Origin of the sequence: Jiangella muralis (assembly GCF_001270745.1) — a bacterium.
Classification (GTDB): Bacteria; Actinomycetota; Actinomycetes; order Jiangellales; family Jiangellaceae; genus Jiangella; species Jiangella muralis.
This window is the reverse complement of the sequence record NZ_KQ434752.1, coordinates 132,510-145,609: the sequence shown is the minus strand read 5'-3', so window position 1 is coordinate 145,609 and position 13,100 is coordinate 132,510. Positions and strand designations below refer to the sequence as shown.

Below are 13,100 nucleotides of genomic sequence, written 5' to 3'. Positions count from 1 at the left end.
ACGCCCGAGCGGTCCGGCGTCAGGCCGGCGGCGGGAACTTCCAGCTGGTCAGCCGGGGCAGCTCCGTCGCGTGGGTCGCGTCGCCGATGATGTACGCGTAGTCGCCCGGGTTCACCTGGCCGAACGACGGCCGCATCTGGAACAGCGCGGACCGCTCGTACGGCGCCGTGATGGTCTGCAGCACCTCGAACGAGTGCGGGTCGACGACGCGGCCGAGGACGGTGCCGCCCGGCACGGTCGCCGACAGCGCCTCGATGCCGACCGCCGGGTAGAACAGGCCGCCGTCGTGCACCCGCTGCAACGTCCGCCCGCCGCGCATGACCAGCTGCCGGTCCGGCAGCACCGGCTCGCCGTCGATCATGCCCAGCGCCTTGAGGTAGTTGTCGATCCGGGTCAGCGCCAGTTCGTCGAACCCGTTGGGCAGCACGTTGCCGCCCTGCTCGGCGACGACGCACAGCACGCCCTGCTCGGCGGCGTAGCCGGTGATGGTGCCGGAGTACGGGTTGACGTCGTGCACGTAGATGAAGTCGCACCCCATCAGCCGGTTGAAGTCGAACGCCCGCTGCTGCTCCGACGTGGAGTCGCCGCTGACCAGCGTGTAGTTGATCGACGTGTTCGCGCCGCAGTGGTAGTCGATCAGCGCGTCCAGCTGGCCGAGCACGTTCTCCGACAGCGCGGCCGCCAGTTGCTGCGTCACCCAGCCGTCGGCGGCGCCGGGGAAGACCCGGTTGAGGTTGTTCATGTCGGTGTTCCAGCCCTGCCCGGTGGTCCGGGTGCCGGACTCGAACGCGACCGGGTTGGCGACGGGGACGGCGACGACGGTGCCGGCCAGCCCGGCGAGGTCGAGCCGCTCCATCGCCAGCCGGACGATGTGCGAGCCGAAGATCGCGTCGCCGTGGACGGCCGCCACCAGGCCGAGCACCGGCCCGTCGCCGGCCGACCCGCGAGCGACGTGGACGGCGATGCGCAGGTCCTCGCCCGACGCTCGCCGGGCCACCGGGAGATGGAACAGCCGCCGGGTGCCGGGCGCGACGTCCAGCAGCTGGGCCGCCTCGGCCAGCAGCGCCGCGCTCACGACAGCCCCAGCAGCCGGGCGGCGTTGCCGCCGAAGACCAGCTCGAGGTCGGCGGCGGACAGGCCGGACGACGTGAAGACGGCGTCGGTGTCGACGACGCGCTGGTCGCGGTCGAGGGAGAAGTCGCTGCCGTAGAGGATCTTGTCCGGTCCGGCCTCGGTGACCACCTGCTTCACCAGGCCGGGGATCAGCGCGCCCCACCGCGCCCACGAGATCGACGTCTCCAGGTAGACGTTCGGGTGCTTGCGGGCGAGGTAGAGGGCGTCGCTCATCGGGTTGGCGTGCCCGGCGACGAGCACGGTGTCCGGGCACATGATGGCGAGGTCGTCGAGCAGCTCGATACGCCCGTTCTCCAGCCGCCCGGCCCGCCCGTTCGACGGCCCGGTGTGGAAGATGACGGGGATGCCGAGGTCGCCGGCGGCGGAGACCACCGGGACCAGGCCGGGGTCGTTCAGGCTGAACCCCTGGATCAGCGGGTGCAGCTTGAGGCCCTTGAGCCCGAGGACGTTGACGGCGTGCGCCAGCGTCTCGACCGGGTCCTCCCGCGGGATGCCGGTGGTCTCGGCGAACGGGACGACGGAGGCGAACCCGACGATCGCGCCGTCGGCCTTGGTGACGAGGTCGGCCACCGCCTGGTTGGACATGTACGGCGCGATGGGCAGCACCACGGCCTTGTCGATCCCGAGCGCGGTGATGTTCTGGACGAACGTGTCCACCTCGTCGAGCTGGGTGTTCCAGATGTGGGTGTGGAAGTCGATCCGCAACGAACGCTCCTTCGCTCAGTCGGCCAGAGGTACGGCCTTGCTCCATTCGGGGGTCACGAAGACCGGGGTGTCGATCGAGTAGCTGAGCCCGACCGGCGTCAGCGCCTGCAGCCGGGCGCCGCCGGTCAGCTCGACGTCGTGCAGGACGCCGCCGGGCTGGTACTCGACCACCCGGACGACGCCGGGCGTGCCGCCGTCGTCGGTCTGGCTCAGGCGCACGCAGTCCGGCCGCAGCGCGACGGCGACGACGTCGGACCGGCCGGCGATGACGTCGTCGGGGATCCGGGCGCCGGCCGCGGTGCGGTAGCCGCCGCCGTCGGCGCTGACGTCGACGACGTTGGCGAGGCCGAGGAACTCGGCGGTGTAGCGGCGGGTGGGCCGGGCGAACACGTCGACCGGCCGGCCCAGTTCGACGATGCGCCCGGCGTCCATGACGGCGATGCGGTCGCCCAGCGCGAGCGCCTCGGTGTGGTCGTGCGTGACGTAGACGCCGGTCAGGCCGAGGCCGCGTTGCAGGTCCTTGAGCTGGGCCCGCAGCTGCACGCGGATCCGGTGGTCGAGGCTGGACAGCGGCTCGTCCATGAGGATCAGCCGCGGCTCGACGACGATCGCGCGGGCCACCGCGACCCGCTGCTGCTGGCCGCCGGAGAGCTGCCGCGGCAGCCGGTCGGCGAACTCCGTCAGCCCGACCAGCTCCAGCGCCCGGGCCACCCGCTCGTTCCGGTCCTGCTTGCCGACGTGGCGCATCTTCAGCCCGAACGCGACGTTGTCGCGGACGGTCATGGTCGGGAACAGCGCCCACGTCTGGAACACCATCGAGATGTTGCGCCGGAACGTCGGCACCGAGACGAGGTCCTGGCCGTCCAGCTCGATGGCACCGGAGTCGGGTTGCAGCAGCCCGGCCAGCGTGCGCAGCAGCGTCGTCTTGCCGCAGCCGGACGGGCCGAGCAGCACCAGCATGTCGCCCTTGGCGACGGTGAGGTCGACGCCGGCGACGCCGCCGCCGGTGGGGTACTGCTTGGTCACCGCCCGCAGCCGCAGGTAGGGCACGGACGCCTCCGTGGACGCGGGTGCGGTGCCGGACTGATGGGTGAACGTCATGACGATCTCCTGGTGGGCGAGCCGGCGAGGTGGGAGAGGCCACCCAGCCGCGACAGGACCACGGCGACGACCAGTGAGAGGACGATGAGGATCGTCGACATCGCCGAGACGGTCGGATCGGAGTTGTACTCCAGGTACTGGAACATCGTGATCGGCAGCGTCGTCTGGCCCGGTGCGGACAGGAACAGCGAGATGGAGACGTTGTCGAAGGAGAAGATGAACAGGAACACCGCCGCCGACCCGATGGCCGGCAGGATCGCCGGCAGCGTCACCCGGACGAACGCGGTGGCCCGCGAGGCGCCGAGGGTCTGCGCGGCCTGCTCGACGTTCTCGTCGACGCCGCTGAGCGCGGCCACCAGCACCTGCACCGCCAGCGGCATGCCGATGAGCACGTGACCGAGGACCAGCCCGATCAGGCTGCTGGCCATCCCGATCTGCACCAGCATGATCAGCAGGCCGAGCGCCAGCAGCATGTCCGGCGTGATCAGCGGCAGCACGGTCGCGGTGCTGACCCAGGGCCGCAGCCGCCGCCGGCCGCGGGTGATCGCGACCGCCGTCGGGATCGTCAGCGCCAGCCCCACCACCGACGCGATGACGGCGATGCGCAGGCTGAGCAGTAGCGACGACTGGAACCGCGGCGTCTCGACGGCGGTGGTGAACCAGTCGAGCGTGAACCCGTCGGGCGGGAACTTGATGTACGCGCCGGGGTTGACGGCGGTCGCGACGACCACCACCAGCGGCACCAGGAGCAGCAGCGTGAAGCAGATGGCGAAGGCCGGGTAGCGGACGCGCTCGCGTCCCATCGCGCTCACCTCGTTCCCGCCGTCGAGCGCAGGCCGCGCCGCAGGCTGTAGAGGATGGAGACGGCGAGGATGGCGACCAGCACGACGGCGAACGCCGAGGCCGTGGCCCACTGCGACGTCTGGCTGACCGACGTGTAGATCATCTGCGGGATGGTGTTGACGCGGCCGCCGCCCATCATGGCCGGGATGATGAACGTGCCGGCCGCGGCGGCGAACGTCAGCACGCTGCCCGCCACCAGCCCCGGTACCGCCAGCGGCAGGACGACCCGCAGCAGCACCGCCCGCCGCGGCGCGCCCAGCGTCTGCGCGGCCTCGACCAGCGACACGTCCAGCCGCGACAGCCCCGCGTAGATCGCCAGCGCCATGAACGGGAACTGGAACATGACCAGCGCGATGATGATGCCGGCGAAGGAGTACTGCAGCCCGAGCGGGGTGTCGCGCAGCCCCGCGTCGAGCAGCAGCCGGTCCAGCGAGATCATCCCCAGCTGCAGCCCGTAGATCCGCACCACGCCGTTCACCAGCAGCGGCAGCACCAGCAGCAGGAGCAGCACGGTGCGCAGCCCCGGCCGCCGGGTGATCTCGTAGGCGTACAGCAGCCCGAGCACCGCGGTGATCGCCGTCGAGACCACCGCGATGACGAACGTGTTCAGCAGTGCGTCGAGGTACAGCGAGTCGGAGAAGAACGTGACGTAGTGGGTCAGGCTGAACCCGCCGGATTCCAGCCCGTCGCCACTGGCCACGCTGGTGCGCAGCACCAGGTACGCCGGGTAGCCGAACATGGCCACCACGAACACCAGCATCGGGCCGCCCAGCAGCCAGCTGCCGCGCCGTCCCAGCGTGGTGTCGTCCTCGGGGGAGCGTGCTCGAGTCACGACCCGAAGATCCTCTGCCAGCGCGTGGTCCAGTCCGGGATCTGCTGGCCGAACTCGTACCAGTCGATCGGCCAGAGGCTCTCGGCGACGGCCGGCGTCTCCAGCAACTCGGAGGCAAGGTCGTCGGGCAGCGTGACGTCGGTGGTCGACGGCGCCGCCTTGCCGTTGCGGGCCCACTCGACCTGGTTGTCCTGGTCGAGCATGAAGTTGATGAACTCGTAGGCGGCGTCCTTGTTCTTCGACTCCGCCGGCACGGTGAGGCTCTGGATGCTGTAGGTGGTGCCCTCCTCCGGGATCACCGTCTCGATGCCCTGCTCGCGCAGCGGGACGCCCTGGTCGGCGATGGTGACGCAGGCCAGCACGCTGCCGGAGGCGAGCTTGCTGATGCCGTCGCTGCTGGTGTTGAAGAGGAACTGGACGTTCGGCGCCAGCTCCTCGATCGCCTTCCAGCCGGCCTCGTAGTCGTCCGGGCCGGAGCCGAAGACGCGGGCGCCGGTGAAGACGAGGAACAGGCCGCCGATCGACGGCGCGTTCTGGATGCACAGCTGCCCGCGCAGCTCCTCGCGCCAGAGGTCCTCCCAGCTGGTGATCTCGAACCCGAGGCGGTCGCGGTTGTAGATGATGCCGGTGGCGGTGTAGCTGATCGGGACGCCGGACAGCTCGCCGTCCTGCGTGATGCCGTCGGAGAGCCGCGAGTTGATCTGGGCGAACCGCTCGATCCGGCTGGTGTCGATCGGCTCGAGCGTGCCGTCGGTCATGCCGCGGGTGGAGTCGGTGCCGATCAGCCAGGCGACGTCGTGCTCGCCCGGCCGCTGCTCCAGCAGCGTGAGGGTGTCGCTGCCCGGGTCGTTGAGCAGCGAGATCCCGCTCGCGGACTCGAAGCCGGACGCCATCGCGTTGACGGCGCCCTCCCAGACGCCGCTCCAGGTGCGGACGACGAGTTCGCCGCTGCCACCGGATGCCCCGGTGGCCGACGGTTCGTCGTCGCCGCCGCAGCCGGCGAGCAGATATCCGGCGCCAAGTCCGCCGGCGATGGTCAACAACGACCGTCGACTGAGTTCGGGTGCCATGCCTGACCTCCACATCAGGAGAGATTGTCGACACTATGTTGGTCCAATGTGGCCTCTCTTCGGAGCGAAGAGGCTTGTGAACGCGAGGTCTGACCCTCGGTCCGAGGGGGCGGCGTCGCGCTGGGCCGGACGGCGATCGAGTGCGGCCGACGGCCGGTGCGATTGCGGTGAGCTTAGGAAACACCGTGCTGGCTGTCAATGACGTCACGCAGACTTTACGAACCCGATGCACGCGCCGGCCGCTGCCGAGACCGTCGGCCGCGGGTCTTGCATTGCCGGCGACTCGGGTCTTATTGTCGACAATCACATCCCACGCGAGACAGGATCACGAGATGGCCACGACCAACGCCGTGACGGAGTCATCGACGCTGCCCGAATCCGTGGCCGACTGGATCGAGCGGGCCGTCATCGACGGCCGGTTCCCCGAGGGCGCCCGCATCCGCGAGCTGGAGATCGCCAAGGAGCTGGAGGTCAGCCGGGCGCCGGTGCGCGAGGCACTGCGCATCCTGGTCGGCCGCGGGCTGGTCCGGCACGTGCCGAACGTCGGCGCGGTCTCCAGCGGCATGTCGCGGCAGACCGTCCGCGAGGTGTACGGGCTGCGCGCGCTGATCGAAGCCGACATGGCCCGGTCGGCCGTCCCGCGGCTCGGCCCGGCCGAGGTGGCGCGGATGGAGGACCTGCTGGACAAGGTGCTCGCGCTCTCGGCCAGCGGCGAGTGGGAGCTGATGTTCCAGACCGCGTGGCGGTGGCGGGAGATCCTCTACGACGCGTCCGGCAACCGCACTGCGCTGGAGGTCGTCCGCCAGCTGCGCGCCCGCATCTCGTCGGTCCCGCACGGGCTGCGCGACGACCCCGAACACGTCGCGCTGAACAACGTCTTCTACCGCCAGGCCACCACCGCCGTGCGCAACGGCAACGCCGAGGCCGTCGCCGGCCTGGTCAGCGCGTTCCTCTGCCAGACAGGCGACCAGGTCATCGAGTACTTCCGCCAGCGCGTCGCCGGCACCGACGAGCCGGCCGCCGGGCACCGTCCCGCCTAGGGGTCAGGCACCCCCTAACCCCGACCCAGGGAGGACTACACGTGGCACCACCCATCGCCGACCTGCGCGAGTACCTCGCCGAGACCGAGGACTACCGCCGGATCTTCGACCATCTCCGCTACGACCAGCAGACCGTGCTTCCCGACGGCGCGACCGCCGACCGCGCCCGCCAGATCGGGCTGATGGAGCGGCGCATGCGCGACCGGATCGCCGACCCGCGGCTGGACGAGCTGGTCGCCGCCGTCGAGCGGCTCGGCCCGGACCCGGACGACGACTTCGCCACCTGGGCCGTCGCGCGGACGGCGCGGCGCGACCACGAGGCGGCCCGCACTCGGCCGGTCGACGTGCTGGCCGACTTCCAGGTGGTCGCGGCCGAGGCGTTCCCCGCCTGGCGCGACGCCCGCGCGGCCGGCAGGTGGGCCGACTTCGCGCCGTGGCTGCGGCGGCTGGTCGACCTCAACCTGCGGCTGGCCGACGCCGTCGGCTACGCCGACCACCCGATGGACGCGCTGCTGTCCGCGTACGAGCCCGGCCTGTCCTACGCCGCGACCGACGAGCTGCTGGCCGGGCTGCGCGAGCCGGTCCTGCGGCTGAACGCGGTGCGGCAGCGGCGCTACGCCGGCCGGCCGCGGGTGCCCTTCCCCGAACTGGACCGGCAGACGGCGTTCGCGTTCGTCCGCGACCTCACCGAGCGCATCGGCTACGACTGGAACCGTGGCGGCCTCGCGGTGTCGCCGCACCCGTTCACCAGCCCGTCCGGCGCCAACGACGTCCGCTTCACGCTGCGCGACGACGTCCCGTTCGACGAGATCCTCACCAGCGCCGTCCACGAGATCGGGCACGCGCTCTACGAGCAGGGCATCGCGCCGGAGCTGTGGGGGACGTCGGCGGCGCGCGGCGTCATGCCGTGGCTGCACGAGTCGCAGGCGAAGTTCTGGGAGAACATCGTCGGCCGCACGCCGCAGTTCGCCCGGTTCGCCCACGGGGTGCTGGCCCCGTACCTCGGCGACCACCCCGGCGCGGTGACGCCGGAGTCGCTGCACGAGGCGCTGGTGGCCCGGCCGACCAGCGTCATCCGCATCGCCACCGACGAGCTGACCTTCAACCTGCACATCCTGCTGCGCTGGGAGATCGAGACGTCGCTGCTGTCCGGCACGCTCGACGTCGCCGACGTGCCGGAGCTGTGGAACGCGCGCAGCGCCGAGTACTTCGGCGCCGCGCCCGCGTCCGACCGCGACGGCGCGCTGCAGGACCCGCACTGGTGCCACCGGTGGATGGGGCTGTTCACCAGCTACGTCATCGGCAACCTGGTGTCGGCCCAGCTGGCCGCGGCGATGCGCCGCGACGGCGTCGACCTCGAGGCCGGCGCCGGGGCCGGCGACTTCGCGCCGATGCTCGGCTGGCTGCGCCGGCACGTGCACGCGCCCGGCCGCACGTTCACCCTCGCCGAGCTGGTGCCCCGCGCCACCGGGGCCGACCTCGGCACCGATGCCTACCTGACCCATCTCGAGCGGCGCTACGCGCCCGACACCGAAGGGGAGACCCGATGACCACGCTGACCCACTCCGACCAGATCGCCGCCGCCGCACCGGGCTCCCGGTCCCGCTTCCGGCTGCCGGTCGCCCGCCGCAGCTCCGGCGAGGAGCTGGCGATCAGCGGGCAGGTCGTGCGCGGCCGGTCGCCCGGCGCCACGCTGCTGCTGATCGCCAACGTGCACGGCGACGCGATCTTCGGCGCCGAGGCCGTCAACTCGGCGCTGGCCCGGCTGGACCCGGAGCAGCTGGCCGGCACCGTCATCGGGGTGCCGGTGGCCAACCCGGTCGCGTTCGAGAGCGGCACCCGGGCCACCGGCCAGGGCTGGAACACCGACATGAACAACATGAACCGGGTCTTCCCCGGCACCCGGCAGGGCTGGATCACCCAGAAGATGGCGGCCGTCATCAGCGAGGAGATCATCCCGCACATCGACGCGATGCTCGACTACCACTGCGCCGGCGACACCTCGATCAACTACACGCTGGTCAACTCGGACAAGACGCCGGAGCAGAAGCGGATCTTCGACTTCACCCGGCTGATGGGCACCGACTTCGTCTTCGTCCACGACGTCGACCCGTTCGCCGGCACCATCGACCAGTACGTGAAGTCGCTCGGCAAGCTGTCGATCGTCGCCGAGCAGGGCGGCAACGTCATGCCCGAGGGCTTCGCCGCGCTCACCCAGACCCGCATCGACAACTTCCTCAAGGGCCTGGGCATCATCGACGGCGTGCCGGAGCTGCCGGAGAAGCAGCTGCTGATGCGCGAGCGGGTGCTGATCCGGGCCGATCACGGCGGCCTCTGCTACCCGGCGGTCGGCATCGAGGGGCTGTCGGCGGTGGTGGACGGTGGCACGCTGCTGTCGCGGATCGTCGACGCGCACACCGGCGACCTGCTGCAGGAGATCAGGGCGCCGTACGAGAAGTCGGCGATCCTGCAGACCCGGCCGGGCTTCTCGCGGGTGAACCCGGGGGAGTACATGTACATCATCGCCGACGCCGGGTCCGGCGAGTGGGTCGCGGCGCCCGAGCAGTGGCGGCTGGAGGTGTGAGCGCGCCGTCGCATCCGGACGTCCGGTCCGACGTCGCCGCGCTGCGGCGCTACCCGCTGCCGCTGTTCCCCGAGCCGGTCGTGCCGTTCGGGGACGTGATCGGGGCGGCGCCGCCGCCGCTGGTCCCGTCCGGGCCGATCGCGCCGGACCCGGACCCGGTGGGCGCGGTCCGCCGGGTCCTCGACGACCTCGACGGGCGCGGCCGCGAGCTGGGTGCCGTCGAGGTGCTGCTGGCGGACGAGGCGCTGGCCGCGGCCGCGGAGTCGCGGCGGCGGATCGACGCCGGAGCCGCGCGCCCGCTGGAGGGCGTGCCGTTCGGCGTCAAGGACGTCGTGCAGGTCGAGGGGTCGCCGACGACGTTCGGCTCGCGCCGCTACGAGGGCTTCCGGCCCGCGACGACGGCGCAGGTGGTGCGCAACCTGCGGGCCGCCGGCGCCGTCCTGGTGGCCAAGCTGGCGACGTACGAGTTCGCCTCCGGGCCGAACAGCCGCACCCGCAACCCGTGGGACGCCGGCCGCCGCTCCGGCGGGTCGTCGTCCGGCCCGGCCGCGGCGGTCGGCGCGGGACTGCTACCGCTGGCCGTCGGCACCGACACCGGAGGCTCGATCCGGGTGCCGGCCGCCTGGTGCGGCGCCGTCGGGCTGAAGCCGACGCTCGGCCGCGTCCCGCGCGCCGGCATCCCGCCGCTCACCTGGACGATGGACCACACCGGCCCGCTCGCCGGGTCCGTCGCCCTCGCCGGGGCCGCGCTGACGGCGATGACCGGCGTGCCACCGGCGGCGGCCGCGCCGCGCTGGCCCGGGACGCGTGACGCGCCGCTGGCCGGGCTGCGGGTCGGCGTGCTCGGCGGCTGGTTCCGGGTGGCCGAGGACGACGTGCTGGCGCTGGCCGACGCCGCGACGACGGTGCTGGCCGGGCTCGGCGCGACGCTGGTGCCGGTCGAGCTGCCGGTGATCGAGGAGATCGACCCCGACGCGATCAAGCGGATCCTGGTCGCGGCGGAGACGGCGTCCCTGCACGACGCCGGCGACGACCTCGACGGCTACGGCGCGGTGTTCACGAAGCTGCTCACCGGCGGCCGGTCGCTGTCCGCCGTCGACTACCTGCATGCCCTGCGCTGCCGGACCGTCCTCGCCGGCGCCGTCGACGCGCTGTTCGCCGGCGTGGACCTGCTGGCCTGCGCGACGTCCGCGATCGTCGCCCCGCCGGAGGGCGTCGACGCGGTGCCGCTGGGCGGGCGGGACCGCGTGCTGGCCACCGTCGTGGCGCGCAACACGTCGGTGTTCAACGTCTCCGGTCACCCGGCGCTGACGGTGCCGTGCGGCCGCGCGCCCGGCACCGGCCTGCCGGTCGGCCTGCAGCTCGTGGCGCCGTGCTGGCGGGAGGACGTGTGCCTGGGCGCGGGCGTCGCGTACCAATCGATGACAGGTTAGGCTTTCCTCACTTGTTGTCTGGGTTCGAGGAGCGCCGATGCGGTTCTTCCGTGCGGAGGTGATCGACGCGCGGCCGGTCTGCGCCGACATGGTCCGGGTGGTGTTCGGCGGCGCGGACCTCGCCGCGTTCGCCACCACCGGCGTGGGCGACGAGTACCTGCGGATCTTCTTCCCGGAGCCGGGCGCCGAGCCGGTGCTGCCGGTCGTCGACGAGCGGGGACGGTGGGCATACCCGGATGGCGCCGAGCCGTCGCCGATGCGGACGTACACCGTGCGGGAGTTCCGCCGCGCCCGCGGCGAGCTGGTGATCGACTTCGTCGTGCACGACGGCGGGGTGGCGGCCACGTGGGCCCTGGCCGCCGCGCCGGGCGACGTCGTCACCGTCAACACCCCGACCGGCATGTACGACCCGCCCGCCGACCTGCGCTGGCAGCTGCTGCTGGCCGACGCCGCGGGGCTGCCGGCCGCGGCCCGGCTGCTGGAGTCCGTCCCGGCCGGGGTGCGCACGCGCGCCGTGCTCGAGGTGCCGACACCGGCGCACCGCGTCCCGCTGCCCGCCGCCGACGGCGTCGAGGTGGCCTGGCTGTACGGCGGCAACGGGCACGGCGCCAGCCTGCTGTCCGGTGCGCTGCGCGCGGCCGAGCTGCCCGCCGGTCCCGGCTACGTCTGGGTGGCCGGCGAGACCGCCGTGCTGCGCGACGCCCGCCGCTACCTGCGGCACGAGCTGAAGCTGCCGCCGTCGGCGTACAAGGTGGTCGGCTACTGGACCGACAATGGCGACGAGTACAACCGCCGGCTCGCCGCCCTCGACGACGCCACCCAGGCGTGGCTGCTCGCCCCGTGGGAGACCGACGCCGACGAGGAGGAGCAGGAGGACGAGTACATCGCCCGGCTGGAGAAGCTCGGCCTCTAGCTGGGCGAGTCCGATTCTCGGCGGGTGCCTTGGCACTGCTGGCCATCTTGGATAACGGGGCGTACCGGACACCCGGGCGACGATCAGCATGACCAAGGCGATGGTGGGCCGTACCAAGGCACGTGGCGTACCGTGCGCCGTGGTCCGCACGTTGGCCGTCCCCCTGGCGCCCATTCTCTCAGCCGCACCACCTCGATGTCGCGGGAGTCGAGGACGGCCAACGGTGCGCCGGCAGGAACGGGCGAACGGCGCACCGTACGCCCGGCGGGCCTGTGCCCGCACTTCCCCCGTCCCCCTGATAGCTGCGGCTGAGAAATGGGCAGCAGGGGACGGCCCACCGCCGCAAAGGCGAACCGTCACCAAGCGCCAGCGGACGGCCGCCCACCAGACGCCGCCGCGATCTCACCCGCCGCAGAGGAGGCATACCCGGCCCGGAACGGGGAACCTGGGCCCGGGGAGACCGCTTACGGTGAGGGGGAACCGTGATGACGTGGCCGATCGCGGCGAAGCTCCGCTATGTCGACGAGACGCTGCGCTGGCTGGCCGACTACCGCCGGCGCTGCGACGACCCGGGTGAGTTGCTGCGCATCCAGACGGCGATGGACGGCTGGCTGGACGAGCGCCTGGACCTGATGCGCCGGGCCCAGCGGATGGGCCTGGCGCACGAGCGTCACGCGCCGAGCAGTGCCGCGTAGCTGCCCGGCGTCCGGCCGAAGTGGCGGCGGAACGCGTTGATGAACCCGTTCACGCTGCGGTAGCCGACCCGTGCCGCGACGGCCGCGACGGGTAGCCGGTCGGCCAGCAGCGGCAGCGCCGCCCGTAGCCGCACCTGGGTGCGCCAGTCGGTGAACGTCATGCCGGTCTCGGCCACGAACGAGCGGCGTAGCGTCTTCTCGCTGACGTGCAGGGCGACGGCCCACTCGTGCAGGCCGCGCGGGTCGCCGGGGTCGCGGACCAGCGCCTCGGCCAGCTCCCGCGCCCGCCCGCCGGCCGGCATCGGCACGTCCGCCGTGGCGCCGGGGTCGGGCCGCAGCAGGTCGGCCAGCAGCGCGCGGGCCCGCTGGGCGGCGTCGTCGGGGAGGTCCGGCCGGGCGAGGTAGAGCATGACCTGGCGCAGCATCGGGTCGGCGGCGACGACGGTGGTGCCGGTCCACGCGATGGGGCAGTCGGCCGGCCACAGGTAGAGGCAGTACAACTGGGTCGGACGGGTCGCGCGCAGCGCGTGCGGGGTGCCGGCCGGGATCCACACCGCCTGCGACGGCGGCAGCAGCCACGTCCCGCCCGCCTCGACGACGAGCTGGCCGTGCGCCACCCAGGACAACTGGTGCTCGGCGTGCTCGTGGGTGGTGAAACCGCTCAGCCGGGGCAGCTCGAACCGGGTGAGCCAGAACTCCTCGGCGCCGTCGAGCCCGCCACCGAACGCGCGCGCGAACACCGCACCTCCC

At 72.5% G+C, this 13,100-nt stretch carries 13 protein-coding genes; 6 read left to right on the top strand and 7 right to left on the bottom strand.

The features are described from left to right. Positions 1-19 precede the first annotated feature (19 nt). The 6 genes from ACW62_RS03560 to ACW62_RS03535 are packed head-to-tail and all read right to left on the bottom strand — an operon-like array spanning position 20 to position 5,685. Positions 20-1,075: a succinylglutamate desuccinylase/aspartoacylase family protein gene (locus tag ACW62_RS03560; RefSeq protein WP_053202717.1), complete on the bottom strand. Its 1,056-nt coding sequence runs from the start codon at positions 1,073-1,075 to the stop codon at positions 20-22. Next, positions 1,072-1,839: an amidohydrolase family protein gene (locus ACW62_RS03555; protein ID WP_053202716.1), complete on the bottom strand. Its 768-nt coding sequence runs from the start codon at positions 1,837-1,839 to the stop codon at positions 1,072-1,074. The genes ACW62_RS03560 and ACW62_RS03555 overlap by 4 nt, the downstream gene beginning before the upstream one ends. Positions 1,840-1,854: 15 nt before the next feature. After that, the gene (locus ACW62_RS03550; protein WP_053202715.1) at positions 1,855-2,940 is read right to left on the bottom strand and encodes an ABC transporter ATP-binding protein; all 1,086 of its coding nucleotides are present in this window, start codon (positions 2,938-2,940) and stop codon (positions 1,855-1,857) included. Continuing rightward, on the bottom strand, positions 2,937-3,743 hold the full coding sequence (locus ACW62_RS03545; RefSeq protein ID WP_053202714.1) for an ABC transporter permease: 807 nt from the start codon (positions 3,741-3,743) through the stop codon (positions 2,937-2,939). The genes ACW62_RS03550 and ACW62_RS03545 overlap by 4 nt, the downstream gene beginning before the upstream one ends. A gap of 5 nt (positions 3,744-3,748) precedes the next feature. Beyond that, positions 3,749-4,615: an ABC transporter permease gene (locus tag ACW62_RS03540; protein WP_053202713.1), complete on the bottom strand. Its 867-nt coding sequence runs from the start codon at positions 4,613-4,615 to the stop codon at positions 3,749-3,751. Then, the gene (locus ACW62_RS03535) at positions 4,612-5,685 is read right to left on the bottom strand and encodes an ABC transporter substrate-binding protein (RefSeq protein WP_157574358.1); all 1,074 of its coding nucleotides are present in this window, start codon (positions 5,683-5,685) and stop codon (positions 4,612-4,614) included. The genes ACW62_RS03540 and ACW62_RS03535 overlap by 4 nt, the downstream gene beginning before the upstream one ends. A 332-nt stretch (positions 5,686-6,017) precedes the next feature. Here ACW62_RS03535 and ACW62_RS03530 point away from each other — a divergent pair, with 332 nt between their 5' ends. The 6 genes from ACW62_RS03530 to ACW62_RS03505 all read left to right on the top strand — a co-directional run bounded on the left by ACW62_RS03530 (position 6,018) and on the right by ACW62_RS03505 (position 12,350). Beyond that, positions 6,018-6,725 carry a GntR family transcriptional regulator gene (locus ACW62_RS03530; protein ID WP_053202711.1) on the top strand — a complete coding sequence of 236 codons (708 nt, stop codon included), beginning with the start codon at positions 6,018-6,020 and terminating at the stop codon, positions 6,723-6,725. Between the two features lie 41 nt (positions 6,726-6,766). Next, the gene (locus tag ACW62_RS03525; protein WP_053202710.1) at positions 6,767-8,275 is read left to right on the top strand and encodes a gluzincin family metallopeptidase; all 1,509 of its coding nucleotides are present in this window, start codon (positions 6,767-6,769) and stop codon (positions 8,273-8,275) included. Next, complete coding sequence (locus tag ACW62_RS03520; RefSeq protein WP_053202709.1) at positions 8,272-9,309, top strand: succinylglutamate desuccinylase/aspartoacylase family protein; 1,038 nt, start codon at positions 8,272-8,274, stop codon at positions 9,307-9,309. Before ACW62_RS03525 ends, ACW62_RS03520 begins: the two co-directional genes overlap by 4 nt. Next, positions 9,306-10,742: an amidase gene (locus ACW62_RS03515; protein ID WP_053202708.1), complete on the top strand. Its 1,437-nt coding sequence runs from the start codon at positions 9,306-9,308 to the stop codon at positions 10,740-10,742. The genes ACW62_RS03520 and ACW62_RS03515 overlap by 4 nt, the downstream gene beginning before the upstream one ends. 37 nt (positions 10,743-10,779) lie before the next feature. After that, a complete protein-coding gene (locus ACW62_RS03510) occupies positions 10,780-11,655 on the top strand; it encodes a siderophore-interacting protein (protein ID WP_053202707.1) in 876 nt (291 codons plus the stop codon). Positions 11,656-12,140: 485 nt separating this feature from the next. After that, positions 12,141-12,350, top strand: a complete 210-nt coding sequence (locus tag ACW62_RS03505) for a hypothetical protein (RefSeq protein WP_053202706.1) — start codon at positions 12,141-12,143, stop codon at positions 12,348-12,350. On the opposite strand, the gene ACW62_RS03500 is transcribed toward ACW62_RS03505, so the two are convergent. Then, positions 12,326-13,090 (bottom strand): helix-turn-helix transcriptional regulator, encoded by a 765-nt coding sequence (locus tag ACW62_RS03500; RefSeq protein WP_205629115.1) that lies wholly within the window; start codon positions 13,088-13,090, stop codon positions 12,326-12,328. The two genes, ACW62_RS03505 and ACW62_RS03500, sit on opposite strands and share 25 nt — an antisense overlap. Positions 13,091-13,100 lie beyond the last annotated feature (10 nt).

Excerpts from the sequence above, each read along its gene's own strand:
- ACW62_RS03535 (WP_157574358.1), bottom strand. The coding sequence starts at position 5,685 with ATGGCACCCGAACTCAGTCGACGGTCGTTGTTGACCATCGCCGGCGGA.
- ACW62_RS03530 (WP_053202711.1), top strand. The coding sequence starts at position 6,018 with ATGGCCACGACCAACGCCGTGACGGAGTCATCGACGCTGCCCGAATCC.
- ACW62_RS03545 (WP_053202714.1), bottom strand. The coding sequence starts at position 3,743 with ATGGGACGCGAGCGCGTCCGCTACCCGGCCTTCGCCATCTGCTTCACG.
- ACW62_RS03505 (WP_053202706.1), top strand. The coding sequence starts at position 12,141 with ATGACGTGGCCGATCGCGGCGAAGCTCCGCTATGTCGACGAGACGCTG.
- ACW62_RS03510 (WP_053202707.1), top strand. The coding sequence starts at position 10,780 with ATGCGGTTCTTCCGTGCGGAGGTGATCGACGCGCGGCCGGTCTGCGCC.
- ACW62_RS03550 (WP_053202715.1), bottom strand. The coding sequence starts at position 2,940 with ATGACGTTCACCCATCAGTCCGGCACCGCACCCGCGTCCACGGAGGCG.
- ACW62_RS03520 (WP_053202709.1), top strand. The coding sequence starts at position 8,272 with ATGACCACGCTGACCCACTCCGACCAGATCGCCGCCGCCGCACCGGGC.